The sequence below is a fragment of the Achromobacter sp. GbtcB20 genome, assembly GCF_019091095.1.
Lineage (GTDB): Bacteria > Pseudomonadota > Gammaproteobacteria > Burkholderiales > Burkholderiaceae_B > Achromobacter > Achromobacter mucicolens.
Map to the genome: position 1 here is coordinate 36,956 of NZ_JAGXJZ010000022.1, position 19,878 is coordinate 56,833.

Genomic DNA, 19,878 nt, shown 5'->3' on the forward strand with positions numbered 1-19,878 from the left:
AGATCCCTCACATCATTCACACCCTCGTAAAAACAGGAAGTTCATCATGTCAGAAGCTCTGTTCGAAGCGATGTCGGTCGGTCCATATCAACTCTCACACCGAGTCGCCATGGCGCCGCTCACGCATTCCAGGGCGGGTCAGCCCGGAGACGTTCCTACCGCCTTGAATATGGAGTACTACCGACAGCGGGCCAGCGCCGCGTTGCTGATCACCGAGGCAACGCAGATATCCAAGCAAGGGCAGGGCTACGCGTGGACGCCGGGTATCTACAGCGATGCCCAGGTCGAAGCCTGGCGCCATATCGCCGACGCAGTGCACAAGGAAGGCGGGGCAATCTTCATGCAACTTTGGCATGTAGGGCGCGTTTCCCACCCCAGCTTCCAGCCCGGCGGGGCACTTTCCGTCGCGCCCAGCGCTTTGCCCGTACCGGGCAAGACGTTCATCGTGAATGAAAACGGCGAGGGCGTTTGGGGTGATGTACCGGTTCCGCGCGCGCTTGCGACCGAAGAAATCGCAGGCATCGTCAACGATTACCGGGTGGCGGCACGCAATGCGATCAATGCCGGGATGGATGGCGTCGAGATTCACGCTGGCAATGGATACTTGCTCGACCAGTTCATCAATAGCAACAGCAACCATCGAACCGATGCCTACGGAGGATCGCCCAAGAACCGTGCACGCTTCTTGCTCGAGGTGACGCGAGCCGTCGCAGAAGAGATCGGCGCTGAACGGGTCGGCGTCCGGCTGACGCCGATGGGGCGATTCATGGGCATGGGAGACGACACGCCGCAAGACACGTTCGGCTACATCGTCGATGAGCTCAACTCTCTTGGCCTGGCCTACCTGCATCTGGTTGAGCCGGCTGTCGTCGGCACCGTCAAAGACGAAAACCATGATCCAAAATGGGATCAGATCATTCGCGATCTTCGATCCCGATGGTCTGGTGTCCTGATCCTTGCCGGTGGGTACGATCCGAAATCGGCCGCCGAGGCGGTGGGTCAAGGACGAGCGGACATGATCGCGTTTGGACGCCCCTTCCTTGCCAACCCGGATCTGCCTCGACGAATCCGTGAGGGACTCGCGCTGAACGAGCCCGATCCTGCCACGTTCTTTGGTGGCACGGAAACGGGGTATACGGATTATCCCGCCCACAGTTAACGCTACTGCGATTATTTGCGTTCGCTGGCATCGCGGCATGATTCTGACGCACATGCCGCGTTGTCGTAGGCGCGGCCGGCCGCCCTGTGCCGCCGGGCCGCATGATTATGACGGTCGCAGTGGGTCAGTCGGGTCGATGAATCCCGTGTGCGCGCATCCGGCGATGTAGGGTCGAACGCGAGATTCCCAGCCAATTGGCGGCCAGCGTGACATTCCATTCAAACCGGTCCAACACGCCCGCCAGGTCCAATTCTGACCTCGATTCCAAATCGAGGGCCTTGGCTACGCCGGGCCTCAAGGCGGGCGGCAAGCATTCAAGTGAAACCTCATCTGCGTCGCAGAGCGCCAGCGCGTAGCGCGCCACATGATGCAATTCACGAATGTTGCCGGACCACTCATGGCGCAGCAGCGCGGCGCGTGCGGCCGCCGACAGGCGAGGGCAGGGCACGTCAGCCGAAATCGCGGCCTCCTGGAACGCATGATCAATCAGCGCGTTGAGGTCGTCGCGCGACCGCAGCGGTGTCAGTCGTACGGCTGCGCCCTGGATTCGGAAGTGCAGATCGGCGCGGAAAGTCTTGTCGCGTACCATCCCCTCAATGTCACGAAAGCTGGCCGCGATCAGATTGAAGTCCACCCGAACCGGTTGCGACGCGCCCACGGGGACGAATTCCTTGTCGGAGAGCACCTGTAGAAATCGGCTCTGCAACGCCAGCGGCATGTCGCCGATCTCATCCAGAAAAAGCGTACCTCCGTCCGCCTCGAGGATTCTCCCGCGGGCACCCGTTCTTGACGCGCCGGTGAAGGCGCCGGCACGATAGCCGAACAATTCGCTCTCGATCAGTTCGGCGGGGATTGCGGCGCAATTGATCGACACAAACGAGCCCCCGCGGCGGGGCCCGGCCTCGTGAAGCGCGCGTGCCAACGCCGACTTTCCCGAGCCGCTATCTCCCTGCAGCAAAATAGGCAGGCCGCGGGCATATAAACGCTGCGCAATTCGCATCTGTTCTTGCGTTTCGGTGTCGGCACCTGCGATCTGGGCTACCGTTGGAGCGGCGCTTCGGCCGGCCGGAGACGGTGCCCGCGCCGCCGGCGCGCCGGTCGCAATCGGTGCGGTGGAACGCCCGCGTTCCCGGTAGTCAATCTGAACACTTAAGCGTCGTCCAGAGTGGTCGATGAAGGGTGAAGCGCTTTGCGCAATCCGCAGCAGCGTATCGATATCATGCATGCCGGGAAGGCGTTCGCCAAAGATGCGCGGACCGGCGCCAAGCATCTCCAGGGTGTAGGGTGTCGCATCCAGCACGCGGCCGGTATCGTCCAGGGCAAGACGGCCTTCTCCGGCGGGGTCACAGAAATCGCCAGAGGCCGACAGGCGCACCAAGACCCGGCCAGCATGCCTTAGATCGAAACTGCGATTCTCAATACGGCGGGCCGACGCTTCCACCACACGGCGGGCAATCTCATGCACCATGCGGTTGGATGGCTGCAATGAGGTCACGTTCAGCACGGCGGCGAGTTCGCCCTGATTACCAAAGATCGGGGCGACGGTGCATGACAGACCCGACAATCGCTGTGCGAAATGGTCTTCCATCACCACGGACACGGGTCTACGCGTCTGAATGCACAGGCCAATTCCGTTCGTCCCCTGCGAAGACTCAGAAAACATCGCTCCGGGTTGAATCAACGCCGATCGGCAGACGTCGTCCAGGGTTGGGTCGGACTGGACCACCATGAGCGTCCCCCCAGCGTCTGCCAGCATGAGCAACTGCACATGGCTCCCAAGCTGGCCCAGCATCCGGCCGAGTTCGCCACGGGCAAGCGTTTCCAGGCTCTCGGTAGGTGCACGAGCGGCATCGAGCTCTGCCTGTGTGAGCACGTCCGGGCGCGGCACCCGATCAGGGGACAGACCGTAACGCTCATAACACCGTTGCCACGAGTCGTGGATCAATGGTGCGGTGTCCATTGGGAAGGGCTGCGTCTGGGGGGAGACGAGGGCGCTCATGGCAAAACTCCGAAGAGAATTCGTTCGGACGAGTATAGAAGAAGGCCCGGCAGGCGCGGCCAGCCGGGCCGGAGTCACGACGGCCTTAACGCGCGATCGCCTTGCGCACGGCTGGCATGACTTCCGATGCCAACCGCGACATCGTCTCCCATTCCCAGGCACGATTTGCGCCGGCCCCGTCCATGGACGCCATCAGCAGACCATGAAATGGACCGACGTTCTGACGGAAGGACAACAGTTTGTCAGTCACGGTTTGCGGCGAGCCGAAGATCACCATGCTCTCGATCAAGCTCTCCACCGTCACAGATTCGTCGGGCTGCTTCGGATCCGTTTTCATGACGGCCGTGTAGTTGGCGGATTTGAGGACGCGCCAGAGGTAGTCGAAGTAGTAGTAGTTGCTGCCTTCCGGGTTCATCACCCGGTCGCGGGCCTCGGCATCCGTCGGTGCGATGAGAATGTTGCGGGACACGCGCCAGTCTTCGCCGGTCGCCGGACGATTGGCCAGTTCGCAGCCTTCCTGATACTTCTGCCAATGGCTCTTAACCACATACTCCGGGCAAAAGTTGGCGCTCATCGGACCAAAGCCGCGTTGCGCGGCCACCTTGACGCTGCTCGAATAGGGAGACATCGCCGTCATGGTGATCTCGGGGTGCGGCCGCTGATAAGGCTTGGGGATATAGCCAACGCCCAGCTCGGGAATGACCATATCCTTGAGCGAGATCTGCCAGTGTTTTCCCTGGATGTCGTAGGGCGGATCCTGGCGCCACAGTTGCAGGATCGTGTCGATCGCCTCCATCATCCGCTCGTTTCGGTATTCCCCATCCAGGACCTTGAACAGCTCCATGTCGCTCGCAAGTCCACCAGGCCCGATCCCGAACATGAGGCGCCCGCGGCTCAAGTGGTCGAACTGGGCGACCTCGGCGACGACGACGGCCGGATGGTGGTTGGGCAGGGCAATGACGCCAGTGCCGAACTTGATGCGTTTGGTTCGGTGAATCAGCGAAGCGAGAAACATGAGCGGCGCCGAGATCGGTTCCGTGGTGCAAGACATGTGTTCGCCGACCCAAAACTCGTCAAAGCCGAGTTGGTCCGCGTACACAACCTTGTCTGCGTCTTCTTCAAGCGTTTCGGCCATCGGGCGGCCAGGCGGGTGCAAGGGCATTGCGAACATGCCGAGTTTCATAACCTGTCTCCTTGTTTTGCTTTAGGTACTTGCGCGGCATCAGTGATGCCGCTGGGGTGAAATCATGCGCTGAGCGTCGCCAGCGGAACACTGCGTCCGCCCAACCAGACCAGCGGATGATCTTCGGTCGCGGCGGGTGAGGGCAGCACAACCTCTCGAACCCGTGCGATGAATAGGGTGTGCGTGCTGTACGGAATCGTTTGGTCAATCTCGGTGAAGAGCACGGCCCGCGCGGCGGGCAGCCATGGCAGGCCTCTGCCGCCCAAATCCTGGACATCGTGCCAGTCAGACTGCGTAAACCGTTCCGCACGCAGGTCAGAACGAGAAAACGCGTCCAGCAAGTGAACCTGGTCTTTGGCCAGAAAATTGATGCACAGCCGGCCACTCATTTCCAGGACGGGGTGGATTCCCGCAGTGCGGTTGACGGCAACGAGGACGGCGGGCGGATCGACGGTGACTGAGATCACCGCGGAAGCAGCCATACCGTGAGGTGTCCCAGCCGTGTCGCGGCTTGTGATCAGCGCGACCGTGGAGGGCACATTGCGCATGGCCTCTTTGAGACCCGGAATGGGCATGTTCATGAAGACTGTCTCCTTGTACCTTCCCACTCGGTTGGTGGGATGTACAGACGGAGATGCAAAGACTGTGCCAGGTTGGTTCGCCCGTGTTTACGCCGGGGACGGGCATGCAAAGTGGTGTGTCACGCTACACAGGCTTGCGACACCCTCTGTGCCATTGCGTCATAACGGAGGCGACGATCATCTCAACCTTTTACCGGGGTGCCAGGCATCTCTGGCGGTTTCATGAAGCTCTTCGTGACCAGCCCTGCAGCGGCACCTTTGGAACGCGATCGTCATTGGATCGTCAAGCTAGCGGATGGCAACCGACCCTGGCTGTGTGCTATCGAATACTTTGGGATGTGCGCCGCAAGGTCGATGGGACTGGTGGTTCCTGAGACGAAAATCTCAGATGATTACTCGCGCTACATGGTCGAGCGGTTCGACCTGGACGCCACAGGCGAGCAACTTGGGTTCGCCGATCTGTGTGCAATCAGCGGCTCGCCCGCAGCTGACAAGTACGCCAGTTCGGCCGAACGAATCGTCGGCATGCTCGAAGCGGCTTGTGATTCGTCGACAGTAGCCTGCAGCCTGGATGGATTCTTTGCTCAGTACCTGCTGGCCAGCGTCATCCGGAACGGCGACGCACATCTCAAGAATTTTGGATTGTTGTACGGACAGACTTGTCCAGCAACGCTTTCGCCTGTCTACGACATGCTTAGCATGGCGGTTTACGCACCAAAACGTAATGACGGAGATGCCGATGATGGGATGGCTTTAACTCTCAACGGAAGCCGTCGGTGGCCTGCGCCAGCCATGCTGAGTGGCCTCGCTCGACGGTGCAAAGTGTCGCATGAACGCGAAGCCTTTTGGGTTGACCGCCTGGTGACAGCACTCGTAGACGCCGCCAGAGAAACGACCAAAGATAGGAGGCTGGCAAACGTCGACACAACAACCAAGGCCGCTATTGCCAGGATGTTGGAGCTTTGGTCTATCGGGTTGAGGCCCTACGACTCAGTAGCCGCCGAGTTGGTGCGCGAACTCTCGCGGGGAAGCACTGGCCCATCTGGCCTTTGACTGGAAGGCCACTGAGCATCGGTGCAATCTTCAACGATCAGATTTGTGCCCAGTGCGGGCCGTTCAACGCTAATAGGCCTCCAACTTTTCGCAATCTTTACGTCCTTTGGTCACTTTTTAGACAATCTTTACGTCCGATTTCGCTCTTTCCACAAACTTCGTGTCCACTTCGAAGGACGCGAAGCTAGCTTTATAAGTGAGTTCCAACTTTTTCAGTCTTGAGGGATCGATATTTCAGCTATTGGCACAACTTTAAGTCCGCCGACTGAACTCGAAGCTCGCGCCCCCTTCGTTCCATGTGAAGAACGTCACCCGGTCACGTTCTAAATTTGCGCATAATCCTTCTTATGTAAAGTATAGCTATGACAAAACCGCTTTTAATAGCTTGGCCGTTCGTTAAAGACAATTCGTGGACAAATTTAAAGACAGCAGCCAATTCATGGACACTGCGTCCCTTCTTAGCCCAATACTGGGCCCACGAAAGCCAATCAATTTACGCTACGCTGATACTTCCCTCGCGTCCATGTTCATAGTGAGACGCTTTCGGTTTGGCGCAGGCCTTCGTCTTTTGGGAGCTTCTCATGCCAACCCACTCCACGGTGACACGAGATGGCCGGCTGGCCATCCCAAAGCAAATCCGGCAGCACTTTCGCCTCGCGCCTGGCGACAGGGTTTCTTTTTCGATTCTCAGCGATGGATCAGTTGTATTGCGGGCTATGAACCGGAGGGTTGCCGACCTTGCCGGCATTCTAAGGCGGCAAGGTCAACCGACCATACCGATCGAGAGCATGCGGATTAAGGACTCGGACGACGTCTAGGCCTTGCTATGTCTATTTGCAGTAAGAGGCGTAAATGTGCCGGTTATACAAGAAAAATTGACCTAAGAGGCATTTTTATGCCCCTTACGGAATGCAGGTGTTGGGATGTAGGTGATCGTGTCATGGAGCTCTGAAGCGTTAGTGTGTTATCCACAATGGTTCCACGGTAGGCCCGCGGGCCGGGCAAGCGATCGACCGGCACGGCGGTCGTGTTGTTTTGGTCAGCACCAGCCTGATATTCGCGCTCGGACTGGCCATGCGTGGATCCTCCCAAGGACTGTGGTCGATGACCGCCGCCTGGCTCCTTATGTCGCAGCCAATCGACCAAGGACTTCCTACAAGTCCACGTCGTGCTCCCGAAAAATACGCATAGGCCCCCTCCATCCACTCGGCTATTTGTGGACGCCTGATCCTGGCGGCCGTAGTGCTCGTCTAGAGCCGACTGATTGGCGGAGATCCGTTGATCCGCTGCCTCAAGTAGCGCTGAATCGGCGGTCACACCCCGCCTTTGAACCAGGACGCCGCCGTCTGCCAGATTTGATAAAAATTACGGCCCATTACATCTGGGTATACTATGCATCAAACTCGAACCCTCGATGTGTCAAAGGCGCTATGGCCACACTCCCCTGTTCGACCGCTACTGACCACGGCTACGCGGCACTCGCTGGATTGGGCGATATGCAGCTCGCTGACTGGCTCAAGGAAAAAAAGCGGGATAAAAAGGATGTCGTTCTCGTATACGCGGGTACCACCTGCCATGTATATGAGAAGTCTGACGTCCGTGGCAACTTGCTGCCTGCGGACCCCGAAGGCAAAGCGAAAAGTGCCTTTAAGGCATTGGCCAATCAGAATAGACTCTTCACGCTCGAGATTACGCCCTCACAGTTGGCAGGAGCGTCGATGGCTAGCGCTTCATGGGTGCCTACGGCGGCATCCGCTCAACATGTCGACGACTTGCTCGAGCAACGCAAAGTCCGTCTTGGGCGTGTGAACGGGCGTGGGGATTCCATCAGCCTTGAAACCGCCAATCGGGTCTGGGCCGACGCAGGCGGGTGTTGCATGTTTAAAGGTTGCGCGGCCGATTTGAGCACCGTTCCTCTTCATAACTCAGGGGCGCGCGTCGGCTACCTCGCTCACATTGTTGCGTCTGACCCGCGTGGACCACGTGGTAATGAAGCGGACTCGCACAGGCTCTCGAACAATCCCGAGAACATCATGTTGATGTGCGATGCACATCATCGATTGATTGACTGCTTCTCTCCGGGAAGGTTCGATGCCGCTCGACTGCGTCAAATGCGGCGCGAACACACGGAGATGGTCAACAGATATCGCATTGCAATGAGATTGCCGGTCGCTCAAGTGATGACTTTTTTCGCTGACCTCGCAGGCATACCAACACATTGCCCTGACAGTGAGTTTATGGAAACCCTTCTCGCCGAAGGATTTGCGATGCATGCTGAGGTTAAGAGACACCTAACGTACCATAACCGGGATGACCGAACCACAGCTGGATTTTGGGCAAACTATCTCCGGGAAATGGAGCTTGCCATTGGGACGATGGTTCGGGAACTCAGTCGGGGCGGAGCACATTCTCCCGATCGGCTCGCTATTTTTCCCCTACACCACACGCCTACCTTAGTGCTTGCCGGTCGCATCGTCGGGGAAGCGAGAAAAGTGCTTATATTCCAACCTTCTCGAACGCGTAAATCGTGGATGTGGAATACGGCCGCTCCGCTACGTGAGGCAGACACATTTAAGGTCACGGGGCTCACGAGCACGGCAGCTGCCGAAGTGCTGTTGACGGTGGAGTTGACTGCTCATCTCGATGAGGATGCCCTCCCCGCCAGTCTCGCCGCTTTGGTGACCCGTGGCGATTTACCAAGAATTCGGGTTACGACGGATAACCCTAGTGGTGAATGCCTTCAGAGAAAAGAGGATCTAGCGCTGGTACTGGACGCGGCCCGTCTTGCCATCAATTCTATTCAGGACCAGATGCGTGCACAGCGAGTGCATCTGATAGCACTGTGCCCTGCCAGCGCGGCCTTTAGCCTTGGTCAGCTCATGCAGGCAGGCCACCATGCCGCCTTCGTCTTGTATGACCGCCCTAACCGAGAAACCCCATTTAGGGAAGCTTTCACTATCAATGGCTACAGCGTAATTTCACCTGCTGGTGCAGACCAGATTTCTATTTCGATTCGCTGAAGGAAACTAGCATGACAATGACTAAGAATGCTCAGCTTGTTGAAGCGGCGATTCAACGTCGCGATCCCGTTGTCTATCTTACGAAAGCCATGTCCCCTGCAATGGAGGGATTCGGTGTGGTCTTAACGGAGACTGAACAGCGCCCGGAAGAACGCGTTCGTATCCGAAGAAAACGTGAACCTTACGCTCACGCGTTATCGATAGTGAATGACCACATCACGGTAAAGCAAGAGATTATCGATGATGCGGCGACTAGCTACGAGAAAATTGCGGACCGCCTGGTGTCGCGGCTCGATTGGCCTCCCGGCGCGATTAAGGTCTTTCCGCAAGGGTCGGCGAGCACTAAAACGCTGATTCGAACTGTCGGAAACCGCAAGTTCGATATTGACGCAGTTTGCGAGATCGACTTATCGCAAGTTGAGGCGCAAGACCCTATGGCATTCTTCAACGCGATCGGCGATGCCTTGGAGGGCTTAAAGGTTGAGAAAAGGCGCCGCTGCTGGAGCATCAACATTCTAGATAAGCCGTTCTATGTAGAGTTCACTCCTTCCGTTCCGTTGGCAAAGGTCCCTTTGACACGGCGCCAGTCACATGGTCTCAAGCATGCAGAGCCTGCCTTCTTAGGTACAGCGTTGGCTGTGGTGAATACTCCAACGCAAGATTGGAAAACCTCGAACCCGCTGGGTATTCGCGACTGGGTCAATCGCGTTGCTGAAAGAAAAATCGTACTTGCATTGACATTGGAGGCATATGACAGTGCCGTGCGTGCAAATATTGAACCGGTCGGAAAACAAAGTGTCGATGTCGAAGAAACACTTCGAGTGGCCATTCGTCTATTCAAACGACATCGTGATATGTGCGTTCATCGAGGCCTGCTGACCTCGGAGGTCCAGCCAATTTCAATTATTTTGGTTACCCTCCTGACTATATGCTACGACGGTCTCGCAGATTTGATCGAAGGACGCTACCGAAATCCGTACTTTCACGTTATGGATGCGCTCGTTGCTTTGGCAGATTTGCTGCCAGAAATGATTTCCAGGTATCCGGACCTTGGCTATTATCTGGCCAACCCGACTGTGGTAGATGAGAACTTCGCCGAGCGGTGGAATGATGATGAAGGCGAACGAGCTGAAGCTTTCCAGACATGGTGCGGTCTCTTACGCGCAGATCTCCTGTCTATTGCAGCTCTGAGCGACGCGGAGAAAATTAAAGAAAAGACGCTCGAAGTGTTCGGGTGCACGGCGGCCGAACGTGGCCCTGGCGGAGGGAATGGCGGCTCGGAGCCGATCACGGCGCTCGCACCACCGCCAAAACCGGCCCCCCGTACATCGGGGTTGGCTTAACTAATGTCCGTCGACCTCACTGCGCTTTCCAGCTCTTTAGCGGGGGTGCTGATGGGACCACCATTGCGGCATTGGAATGGTGACATCACATATCAGCTCATGCTTCCAGAGCTCGATGTGGGGAGGGCCATTTCCGGCGCGGTGGTCGTGCTTCCAAAGGGCTTCCCGGACCGAGCTATTGCTCGAATACGTCTATCAACCGATTGTCTGCTACGAGTTCCTCATGTGGAGCTCGACGGGCTCCTATGTATAGATGGTGATCCGGGTCCCGGAAGAGGCCTCGACACAAATGACCGCATTCGGACTCTGATTTATAACTTCTACAATGAGTTCCTTGATCCATGGCGTAACGGCGAACTAGACGGGGATTTTGCTAAGGAGCCGCAAAACTATTGGAGCGTTAATGTCGCGCGACTTCGGACTTATGATGATACTGCGCGTTTGGTTTGGACAGTAGACGATGTCCCACGGAGGGCTCATGTCCGCGAAGGCCTTTTGCTACTTCCAACCAGACTAATTGTAGCGGGCGACGGTGATAATCTCTTCGTGCAACGCATCATTATGTCGCTCGGCTATCGCGCAAAGCAGCGGGTCCGAGTCCTCATCGCAGACATTCCTATCTCACACTCTTTTGTACCAGCGACTTGGCCGAGAAATATGGACGCGTTGCTGCGACTCTTGAAAGCTCGGCTGAACACGCCTGAACTTCAGCGCTTCCTTCACCGAAGTCTTCGCCGAAGGCGTTTCACCGAGCATCGGATGGTTCTCTTCCGGACTACCGATGGCGCATACGCGTTTGTTCTACCTGGCGGTCCACCGACGGTGAATCCTGCCCTAAGCCCATACCGCGGACGGCGGAGCCACGCGCGTTCAGGTATTCAAGCCTTGAGGGTAGAACGCGTAGATCCTCAGTGGACTGTGGGGCGAGATCAGTCGCCTGAGGTCGCGACTAGGCAAAGAAAGCGTGTTGTTGTATTCGGAGCGGGAGCCCTTGGCAGCCAAGTGATCGAGGAACTGGCGAAAGCGGGTGTGGGGCACATCACGATTGTGGATCCGGATCAAATGGAGGCGAACAACATAGGGCGGCATTTGCTTGGCATGCACTATGTCAACCACCCAAAAGTTGCGGCGGTTGCGGAAGCCGTGAACAAAAGCCATCCCTCATGTATCGTCAAACCTTATATATGTACTGCTGAAAGATGGCTATTAGAGAACTCGCTCGACGGGATTCACGCAGTATTGGATTTGACTGGCGAGCCAGAAGTGCGTTGGTGCCTAAATGAAGCTCGACGAGCACATCCATGCGCGCTAATTGTCGGATGGATGGAACCGTTCGTCGCGGCAGCACACGCCTGCTTGTTGACGACAGAAACATTGTGGTTTTCCGACGAGGCTCTCAACCATGACCCGCTCAAGTCACTCGAGGCGGTGGATTGGCCAGAGGCGGTTATTCGGCAAGTCCCTGGGTGCAGCAGTCGCTTTCAGGCTTATACCTCCGCAAATGCGGCTTACGCAGTCGCATTGGTCGCGGAAAATGCGCTCAAAGTGGTGGACGGCGGACTCGATCTCTCCAAAGTTATAAGTTGGGTTCGAGGGCAACAGTTCTTGGACCGCCAATGGCCAAATCTGACGCTTCGAGGCTGGGCGGTTGATGCAGAAAGGCACTATGCTGTAGTAAAGGAACGGCCGTTCCGATGAATTGTCGGACCTACTTTTCGCCAGATATGAGCCGCTACGTTTTGTTCACTGAAAGCGTACTTCGGCATATGTACGCGCATGCACAACGGACATGGCGCCAAACTGAGGCTGGGGGTGAGATATTCTCGCCTTCCCCTTACTCGCCTAGGCTTTTGGTCGATACGGTGACCGGCCCTCATCCAAATGACCGACGGTCTCGGCGCTCGTACAATCCGGATGTGCATGCAGCGACGCGTGCGCGTGAAACGCAATATGAGAATAACCGGCACGCTGTCGGTTTGTGGCACACTCATCCCGAACAATATCCCAGCCCCTCAGGACTAGACCAAAAATCTACGGAAGACTACCTAAATGCGTTTGGCCAGGACCGAGCTCAATATCTGAGTGTCATCATTGGAAACCGCGGCGCCTCCCCCGAGATGACGGTCTGGTCTGCTGAAAAATGCGGTGCCTGGCTTCGTTGGATGGAGTGCAGCGGCTCGCTGCCGATATTAGAATCCGGACGCCAATCTCTACGATAAAGACAGTCGGACGCTCGATGGCTCACCGTTCGCCCTCTTTGAAAGATAGCCCGCCTGCCGATGGAGGAAATCCAGATGGAAACCCGGACCGAAGTTTTTGTATCGGTAGATGTTGAAACCTCAGGTCCAATTCCGGGTGAGTACAGCATGCTCTCCATTGGAGCTTGCCTTGTCGAAGCTCCTGAAAGTAATTTCGAGTGTAGATTAAAGCCCTTGAATCGGAATGCAGATCCGGAAGCACTGGCAGTCACGAACTTCTCCCTTTTGGAACTCGAACAGACGGGAAAGGCGCCTCGTCAGGCGATGGCTGAGTTTGATGCGTGGATCAATGAAGTGATTTGTGCCGACCATCAGATCCCGGTGTTCGTGGGGTTGAACGCTCCCTTCGATTGGTCGTTCGTCAACTATTACTTTCACCGTTTTCATGGGAAGAACCCGTTTGGATTTTCCGCTCTGGACATTAAGGCTTATTTTATGGGGGTGACGGGCTGTTCTTGGAGAGACACGCGGTCCAGCATGATGCAAAATCGACTTCTACCTAAAAAAAGGGGAAATCACGACGCACTCCAGGATGCCATCTACCAAGCCGAATTGTTTGCACTCACTCGAAGGTTGAAGCCAGCGCAATGAATTATAGGAATTATGGTTAGGAACGTCCATGTGTTAAACAACCCGCTGAGTTTGCAGACACTGAGTTCCTCTTAGGCGAAAAACTGGGCTTCGAGGGTCATCGATTTACGTTACGCCTGATGATTGCACGACGTCAATCTCCACACCCTTCCAGCATCCTGAAACCGGCAGCCCATCCACGGGGCCGGCATGGACCCAAACCATGCCGACACGGTGGTGCTCATTTACTATGCCACGACCAGCACGGCGCCGCTTCGCTGTGGGGCGTTGATCCGGTCGCGCCATCCTGATCGTCGGGCCACATCTACATTCGACAAAAGCGTCCGGGGCAATGGCCTGATGGGCAGCCTGCCAGGCTCGGAATGGCCTGGCGGGCTGATTGTCACGCGTAGCCGTCACCTACCATTTCGCAGGATTTGTGCTCGTCGTAATGGGGGCTTTTGGGCCGATTACGTCAAAAATGGAGGCGCATTTATGCCTCTTATATGGCCACGCGCCTGCCGCGGATGTTGGAGTCTGCCGGCGGCGCGCTGGCTGTGGTTGTTCAGTGAGCGTGTTCACCGGTGGTGAGCAGGTGCCACTGCTCTGTCTAGCGGGATGAAGCAAACCGCCATCTAGGTTCTACCGCGCAACCGCGCAGTCAGACGATCACGGACGTGCTCCAAGCCCGCGTCCTGATCGCTGTAGGGGTAGGAAAAACACTCCACCTCCACCCATTGCTGCATCTGGTCCGGATGAACGTACCCAACATGGTCGTCCACTAGCAAAACGTCTTCGATGTGAGCGTGTGCGATAAAGGCCAAGTCCTTTACCCCGCCGGTCCAAGATACGTACTCGAGCTGGCTAAACCATTGGGGAGCCAGCCCCTCTTCCACGAGCAGAGCCGCAATCTTGCGGAATCGCGGTTCATCGACGGTTGTGAACATAACGATGCGCGGAAAAGCATGCCTGCACCATTCGAGAAACAAAAAAAATCCTGGCCGAGGGATCTGGCTAGCCGCGTTTGAGATGAGGGTGCCTTCCAGGTCCAGAGCGAGAACGGTAGGACGGGCCTTAGATTCGTTTTGCTGTATGGCCATGATATGTCTCCGATCCCGGTCCGAGCGACTAGGCGCGAATACGCGTGTGGCGCCTGTTCATGGAATTCTCCCACTTTTAGCCCGTTCGTTTGCAAAGTGTCGTGGCGGATTGCCGCAGCCAACCGGTCGATTTCCAGCCTCGTTGTGGCACTTTCACCACTTAGATAGACTGCAATTGCCCCAGTGTCCGAGTGTGGATCCTGTTGCTGTATATAATTACAGTGCCAGTTTGGGGTGTAGTCCAGTGGCTGTACTTGTTCGGTTCTTTCCACCTAAGGAGCGTTGAGCATGGCATTTAACTCGAAACAAACCTCCACCCGTGTGGCGTCGACGGCCGGAAAGACACTTTCCAGCGGTTCGGCAAGCACGGTTCAGAAATCGCTCGCTGGATCCGCCTTGCGGCAATCTGGCCGTCCAGCGCAGACGAGTTCTGCAATGGAGCAAAAAGCGTCTCGTGCACTTGAGAGCAGTCGGTCCAGTGGTGTTACGAAAACCCTAGCGGGCAGTGTCGTCTCACAATCAAACCGCAAGCGGTAGACCGTACTCGATTCGGACCAATCAATGATGTGGCCTGCAATCGTACAGGCTTCGCAATTTCGACAGGTTATCCGCGATGATCTTACCGTTCAGCAATGCCTATGCAAATTAAGGCATGCTGGGCATATCCTTTGCTTGTTTTCTGCTGCCAAGAATAAACCGAGCGAATGTCAAACAATAGCTAGCTTAACCAAACTAGGGAGATTTCCATGGGCAACAAAATCGTTACTGAAGCCGACCGCAAGCGTACTCCCCCTCCCATCGCTCCCAAGGGCATGACCTTTACCACACAAGGCCGTGGCCAACGTGTGAGCCAGGAGCGTGGCGCGCATACCCACCACGAGAAAAATCCCGGCAAGCGCCCGCACTCGGGTTAATTTCTGGGGACAGTTCGCCACCAGCATCCTTCTGCCGCCTAGTGGCGACGCTGACCCTGGGTCTTCGCGCTTGTAAGAGCGGCGGCGTCCAGCATCTCCTACCTCCTAATACCGGGGCCGCCACGTCTTGAAGTCGATTCCTAGAGTCTCAGGAATCTCAACAGATGAGCTGGAAGATCCGTCCGTAGGCCGCGAAAGCCAAATAGTTGGCGTCCTCCCCGACCTCAGCTTATGGCTGCTGCTTGCGTGGACGTGGCTTCATAAGCCACCACAGCGTAGGGTTTCTCCTGCGAGAAGGCCACGCCTGGCCGCGAGAATGTTAAGCGCCGCATTCCCGTCTCTGTCATGGACAGGACCGCATGCATCGCATTGCCACTCCCTTATTCCAAAACCTGCGATACCTCTCGGCCTCGAGTTGTGGCAGTTGCCCACAACTCGAATCACGCTGATTTTCAACAACCAGATGCTGGGCTGGTCGACCCACATCCGCGGGCCTTTTACTGCGCAGTTCCACGATTTCGACCATCCGGCGATAGGACGCGCCATGGGTTGCCACGGCGTCAGAGTCGAGACGCCCGAGGAGCTTGCTGCAGCGCTTCGCGAGGCGCTTCTCGCGGATGTCCCGTCCGTCATAGACGCGCACATCTCGTCCGAGCTGTCCTTCAGAGCCCTCATCGCCTCCTTCGATGCGGCTCCGGCGGCTTCAGCAACGTCACACCCGCAAGTCGAGGTGGCCCAATGAAGGACAACACACGCTCGGTCCTGATCACCGGCGGCGCGGGCGGCATCGGCCACGCCGCTGCCGCCTGCTTTGCCAGGGAAGGCTAGCGGGTCTATCTGGTCGACATCAGCCAGGATGTCGAGCAAGCGGCGCAGTCGCTGAGCGGCTACCCGGGGCAGGTACGGGGCAGAATGGTGGACGTGGCAAACGAGATCGACCTCGTACAGGCTGCCCGTTGGTGCCTGGGGCAGGAACAAGGCGCCTGCGACGTACTCGTGAATTGCGCCGGAATCTCGCCCAAGGGCAACGGCGGACCGATATCCCTGCCGGAGATGAGTACCGAGCAGTGGAAACGGGTGCACCGGGTGAATCTCACGGCGCCCTTCATCCTCTGCCGGGAACTCATTCCGCCCATGGCTGACCCATCACCATCGTGGTCCCGTATGAACCCCTTCCTGTACGAGACCTTGTCTTACGATCCATCAGCGCTCGTGCCCGTCGCCATGGTCAACCAGTTTCCGCTGGTGATGGTGGCCAGCCAGACGGTGCCGGCCAATGCGGTTTCCGAGTTCGTCGACTACGCCAGGCAACAGCCCGGCAAGCTCAACTTCGCGTCTGCTGCACTCGGCAGTTCCACCCATCTGGCCGGCGAACTGTTCAATACCAAGACGGGCGTCAAGTTGCTGCACGTGCCTTATGGGGGAAGCATGCCGGCGCTGACCGCCCTGCCGCTGATCCAGGGAGGCAAGGTCAAGGCTCTGGCGGTGGCCAGTGAGCAGCGACTGGCAAGCTTGCCGGACGTGCCGACCGTGATAGAAAGCGGCTATCCAGAATTTGGGACGGTTACGGCATGGCAAGGGATCTTCGCGCCCCCGGGTACCCCGGCGGATGCCGTCCAGACGCTTCGCGCTGCCGTGGGCAGTGCGATGGTGGACCCTGAAAACCAGAAGACGCTTGAAGCCAAGGGCGGCATTTTCTTGCCGCCGGAGGCCACCGGCGAAGCCTCTGCCAAGTTCCTGGCAGATGAGCGACAAAAATGGGGGCCGCTCATCAAAAGCCTGTACATCAGGCTGGAACAGTGAAGGCCATGCAGGAAAGAGCGTAGCCGTACAACGGGGGCAGGCCATTCATGCCATCATCGCCTGCCTTCGTTCCCGAGGATTCGAACACGATCAGGTTGCAGGCGGCGCCAGACTCTCCCTGACCACGACCGAGGTATCCAGCAGTTCGGCGCGCATCTGTTCCTTGCTGCCGATGAGATCCAGCAGGTACGACGTGGACCGCCTGGCAATCACAGCCACAGGCGTCTGAATCGTGGTCAGAGGCGGAGAACTGATCGAGGCGAACTCGATGTCGTCGAAGCCCGTGACCGATATATCCTGCGGCACTGCTACGCCATGTTTCCTGGCCTCGTCCAGCGCTCCCAGCGCTTGCACATCGGTGCTGCATATCAAGGCAGTGGGCCGGGTCTTTCCTGCCCAGATCTTTCGAAAGACCTCTCGGCCTGCATCCATTGTCAGCTCTCTCTGGAACCGCCACCGCTTCGGCACTTTAACGCCGTACTTGACAAGCGCTGCGACGGCTCCCTCCTCACGCTCCCTGGCACGCTCGTTGTTCTGATGAAAGCCGCCGCACAGCGCGACTCGTCGATGCCCCATGCCGGCCACCATGTCGGCCATGCGGTAGCTTGCGTCGAAGTTCGAGATGCCGACGGTGTGATGTTCGCCGCTTGCATCAAAGGACAGGGCGAGCACATAGGGCACGTTGCGAGACCTCAGCAGGTCATAGGTACGCGGCTCGTGGGAAGACCCGAGGATGATGAATCCGTCCACGCCTCTTTCCACAAGGGAACGGACGACCTCGAACTCACGCTCGTACTCGAACTCGTGCGAGCCAATGAACATAAGGTAATCCTGTTCGACAAGCACTTTCTGAATGCAGGCCAGCACATCTGAATACAGCGGGTTGTTGATGGTCGGAACCGTGACCGCTATGGTCCGGGTCCTTTTCGAGACGAGGGAAGCCGCGGCCCCGTTCCTGATGTAGTGCAGTGCCCCGGCAGTCGACAGTATTTTTTCCAGCGTTTCCTTCTTGAGCTTTTCCGGATGCGAAAAGGCCGTCGAGGCCGTCCAGACCGATACACCGGCAATTCTCGCCACGTCCTTCAGCGTCGGCTTTCTGATGCGAGTGGCTGACCTCTCGTCTTGTTCTGCAATCATGTGAGACATATAAAAGACAGACCATGAATCTGCGGGATGTACCGTTAACGTAGTGAAAGCCGCAGGAGAGCGGCTTTCACCATCACATTGTGTTCGAAAAAACGTGTGATCACACGGTGCATTCAGCCTGGGACATGCCCTGCCCGCTGCCACCCGAGCTCATGCGTCTTCCATCGTGACCACCACTTTCTCCACCAGGTGAGGATACTCGATGGAATAGTCCATCATCTCGGGCAGAGTCTCGATGCCGCTGGAACGGTGGATGAGCCTGCTGACCTTTTCTACGTTGGCCTGCAGCAAGGCAATGGCCTCGGGAAAGACACGGACGCTGTTTCTCGAGCCGATGACATCGATCTCCTTGGCGACGATGGTGCTGATGGGTATCGGCAGCTGCTGGCCGTTGATTCCCACGAGCACGAAGCGGCCGGCAGACCGGATTAGATCGATCCCCATCTGGATGGCAGGCGCCACCGCCACGGCATCAATCACGGCCGTCATCCCGCCATCCGACCATGTCCGCAGCGTCTGCGGATCGTCCCGGTCCGATCGATGGGTACGGTCTGCGCCAAGCATTCTGGCTTTCTCGAGGCGCGTGTCTACCAGGTCGGCAATGGCCACTGAGGCTCCCACGCTCTTGCATGCGAGTACCAGTGCAAGGCCGATGGGGCCCGCGCCGAGGATCAGGACCTTGTCGCCAGCCACGACTCGGCCACGCTTTACCGCCTGCACGGCAATCGACAGCGGCTCGGCGAAGGTGGCGATGTGCGCCGGCAGGTCACCGATGGGATGGATCAGTTGCTCCGGCACGACCAGGCTCTCCTGGAACGCGCCGGGCACATGCAATCCCACGATCTGCAGGTTTTCACAGCAGTTGTATCGACCGATGGAGCAGGGATAGCACCGACCGCACCGAATCAGGGGTTCGACGACCACCCTTTCGCCCACAGGCACTTTCTGTTCGCACCCGGGTCCATACCGGCGCACGACGGCACAGAACTCATGGCCCTGGATGACGGGGAAGGTCGCATAGGGATGATGCCCCAGGTAGATATGGTGATCCGACCCACAGATCCCAACGGCTCTGACGTCAAGCGCGACTTCTCCTTCACACGGCTCGGGAGCTATGACCTGAGCGAGGTTCAGGCTCTTGGGACCCTGTGTGACAAAGGCTTTCTGCATGATTTGAATCACCTATATTCAACGTGTGTCAGGCGGCGCGTCCTGCGTCGCCAGCCCGGGACGGGACATCCCGCATGCGGATGCGTCAGCGAACGAACTGCTTGACGTAATCCGAGCCCAGGCCGATCTTTTCATAGTGCTCGCGGCACTTCTCGATCTTGGTGAACACATCCTCGTATCCGATGGCCTGCCCTTCGGAGTCCAGGTAGATGTAGCCGCCCGTGGCGTGAAACAACGTGATCATCTCCTCGACATCCGACGGCACGAAAAGCGTGTGGATTTCACCGGGAGGCTCGAATGCATAGCCGCCGGCTTCTGCCACCCAGTCGTGCTCGAGGTAGTACCAGCGACCCTTTTGCGGGAAGGCATGCACGGGCCCCGTGTGATGATGGACGGACAGTACGCCCGACTTGCGCACACGAAGCAGGTTGATGAAGTAGCCCTGTGTCGCATGCAGCAGAATCGGCTTGAACCATACGTCGTCGGCCTGGGGCACCCACAGACGCTCGTCATCATCGAAGTTCGTCAGTACGTTCGGCATCACATGTCCTTCGCTGATGCCATAGGCCTGCGCGTGCT

Annotated in this window: 18 protein-coding genes and 1 pseudogene; 11 read left to right on the forward strand and 8 right to left on the reverse strand. The window is 57.5% G+C overall.

Going from position 1 to position 19,878, the window contains the following annotated elements:
* The first annotated feature begins 46 nt into the window (after positions 1–46).
* Positions 47–1,159, forward strand: a complete 1,113-nt coding sequence (locus KVT32_RS23020) for an alkene reductase (protein ID WP_152385657.1) — start codon at positions 47–49, stop codon at positions 1,157–1,159.
* A gap of 124 nt (positions 1,160–1,283) precedes the next feature.
* Here the strand turns inward: KVT32_RS23020 and KVT32_RS23025 are convergent, their stop codons facing one another.
* The 3 genes from KVT32_RS23025 to KVT32_RS23035 form a co-directional block, all read right to left on the reverse strand.
* On the reverse strand, positions 1,284–3,158 hold the full coding sequence (locus tag KVT32_RS23025) for a sigma-54-dependent Fis family transcriptional regulator (protein ID WP_152385658.1): 1,875 nt from the start codon (positions 3,156–3,158) through the stop codon (positions 1,284–1,286).
* A gap of 85 nt (positions 3,159–3,243) precedes the next feature.
* Positions 3,244–4,341 (reverse strand): LLM class flavin-dependent oxidoreductase, encoded by a 1,098-nt coding sequence (locus KVT32_RS23030; protein ID WP_152385659.1) that lies wholly within the window; start codon positions 4,339–4,341, stop codon positions 3,244–3,246.
* A gap of 62 nt (positions 4,342–4,403) precedes the next feature.
* Positions 4,404–4,922: a flavin reductase family protein gene (locus KVT32_RS23035; protein WP_152385660.1), complete on the reverse strand. Its 519-nt coding sequence runs from the start codon at positions 4,920–4,922 to the stop codon at positions 4,404–4,406.
* Between the two features lie 222 nt (positions 4,923–5,144).
* Here KVT32_RS23035 and KVT32_RS23040 point away from each other — a divergent pair, with 222 nt between their 5' ends.
* The 7 genes from KVT32_RS23040 to KVT32_RS23070 all read left to right on the forward strand — a co-directional run bounded on the left by KVT32_RS23040 (position 5,145) and on the right by KVT32_RS23070 (position 13,187).
* Complete coding sequence (locus tag KVT32_RS23040) at positions 5,145–5,975, forward strand: type II toxin-antitoxin system HipA family toxin (protein WP_152385661.1); 831 nt, start codon at positions 5,145–5,147, stop codon at positions 5,973–5,975.
* A 581-nt stretch (positions 5,976–6,556) separates the two neighbouring features.
* Positions 6,557–6,793: an AbrB/MazE/SpoVT family DNA-binding domain-containing protein gene (locus KVT32_RS32655; RefSeq protein ID WP_152385662.1), complete on the forward strand. Its 237-nt coding sequence runs from the start codon at positions 6,557–6,559 to the stop codon at positions 6,791–6,793.
* Positions 6,794–7,471: 678 nt separating this feature from the next.
* Positions 7,472–8,995, forward strand: a complete 1,524-nt coding sequence (locus KVT32_RS23050; RefSeq protein ID WP_227741409.1) for an SAVED domain-containing protein — start codon at positions 7,472–7,474, stop codon at positions 8,993–8,995.
* Positions 8,996–9,006: 11 nt separating this feature from the next.
* On the forward strand, positions 9,007–10,338 hold the full coding sequence (locus tag KVT32_RS23055; protein WP_152385664.1) for a nucleotidyltransferase: 1,332 nt from the start codon (positions 9,007–9,009) through the stop codon (positions 10,336–10,338).
* A 759-nt stretch (positions 10,339–11,097) separates the two neighbouring features.
* Positions 11,098–12,036 (forward strand): ThiF family adenylyltransferase, encoded by a 939-nt coding sequence (locus KVT32_RS23060; RefSeq protein WP_152385789.1) that lies wholly within the window; start codon positions 11,098–11,100, stop codon positions 12,034–12,036.
* A 26-nt stretch (positions 12,037–12,062) separates the two neighbouring features.
* Positions 12,063–12,557, forward strand: a complete 495-nt coding sequence (locus KVT32_RS23065) for a Mov34/MPN/PAD-1 family protein (protein WP_227741435.1) — start codon at positions 12,063–12,065, stop codon at positions 12,555–12,557.
* Between the two features lie 75 nt (positions 12,558–12,632).
* A complete protein-coding gene (locus tag KVT32_RS23070) occupies positions 12,633–13,187 on the forward strand; it encodes a 3'-5' exonuclease (protein WP_152385666.1) in 555 nt (184 codons plus the stop codon).
* Between the two features lie 614 nt (positions 13,188–13,801).
* On the opposite strand, the gene KVT32_RS23075 is transcribed toward KVT32_RS23070, so the two are convergent.
* A complete protein-coding gene (locus KVT32_RS23075; RefSeq protein ID WP_152385667.1) occupies positions 13,802–14,266 on the reverse strand; it encodes an NIF family HAD-type phosphatase in 465 nt (154 codons plus the stop codon).
* 746 nt (positions 14,267–15,012) lie between these two features.
* Here KVT32_RS23075 and KVT32_RS23080 point away from each other — a divergent pair.
* A complete protein-coding gene (locus KVT32_RS23080; RefSeq protein WP_193725387.1) occupies positions 15,013–15,180 on the forward strand; it encodes a hypothetical protein in 168 nt (55 codons plus the stop codon).
* A 258-nt stretch (positions 15,181–15,438) separates the two neighbouring features.
* On the opposite strand, the pseudogene KVT32_RS23085 reads toward KVT32_RS23080, so the two are convergent.
* A pseudogene (locus KVT32_RS23085) lies at positions 15,439–15,594 on the reverse strand (zinc ribbon domain-containing protein); the annotation flags it as partial.
* Between the two features lie 10 nt (positions 15,595–15,604).
* On the opposite strand from KVT32_RS23085, the gene KVT32_RS23090 reads away from it, so the two are divergent.
* Positions 15,605–15,922 carry a thiamine pyrophosphate-dependent enzyme gene (locus KVT32_RS23090; RefSeq protein ID WP_227741410.1) on the forward strand — a complete coding sequence of 106 codons (318 nt, stop codon included), beginning with the start codon at positions 15,605–15,607 and terminating at the stop codon, positions 15,920–15,922.
* Positions 15,923–16,017: 95 nt separating this feature from the next.
* Positions 16,018–16,983, forward strand: a complete 966-nt coding sequence (locus KVT32_RS23095; RefSeq protein ID WP_256450094.1) for a tripartite tricarboxylate transporter substrate-binding protein — start codon at positions 16,018–16,020, stop codon at positions 16,981–16,983.
* A 90-nt stretch (positions 16,984–17,073) separates the two neighbouring features.
* On the opposite strand, the gene KVT32_RS23100 is transcribed toward KVT32_RS23095, so the two are convergent.
* From KVT32_RS23100 to KVT32_RS23110, 3 genes are all read right to left on the reverse strand, one after another.
* Positions 17,074–18,120, reverse strand: a complete 1,047-nt coding sequence (locus KVT32_RS23100; RefSeq protein WP_193725388.1) for a LacI family DNA-binding transcriptional regulator — start codon at positions 18,118–18,120, stop codon at positions 17,074–17,076.
* Between the two features lie 159 nt (positions 18,121–18,279).
* Positions 18,280–19,299, reverse strand: coding sequence for an alcohol dehydrogenase catalytic domain-containing protein (locus KVT32_RS23105; RefSeq protein ID WP_152385672.1), 1,020 nt, complete (start codon positions 19,297–19,299; stop codon positions 18,280–18,282).
* An 85-nt stretch (positions 19,300–19,384) separates the two neighbouring features.
* The gene (locus KVT32_RS23110) at positions 19,385–19,840 is read right to left on the reverse strand and encodes a 2,4'-dihydroxyacetophenone dioxygenase family protein (RefSeq protein ID WP_254636998.1); all 456 of its coding nucleotides are present in this window, start codon (positions 19,838–19,840) and stop codon (positions 19,385–19,387) included.
* Positions 19,841–19,878 lie beyond the last annotated feature (38 nt).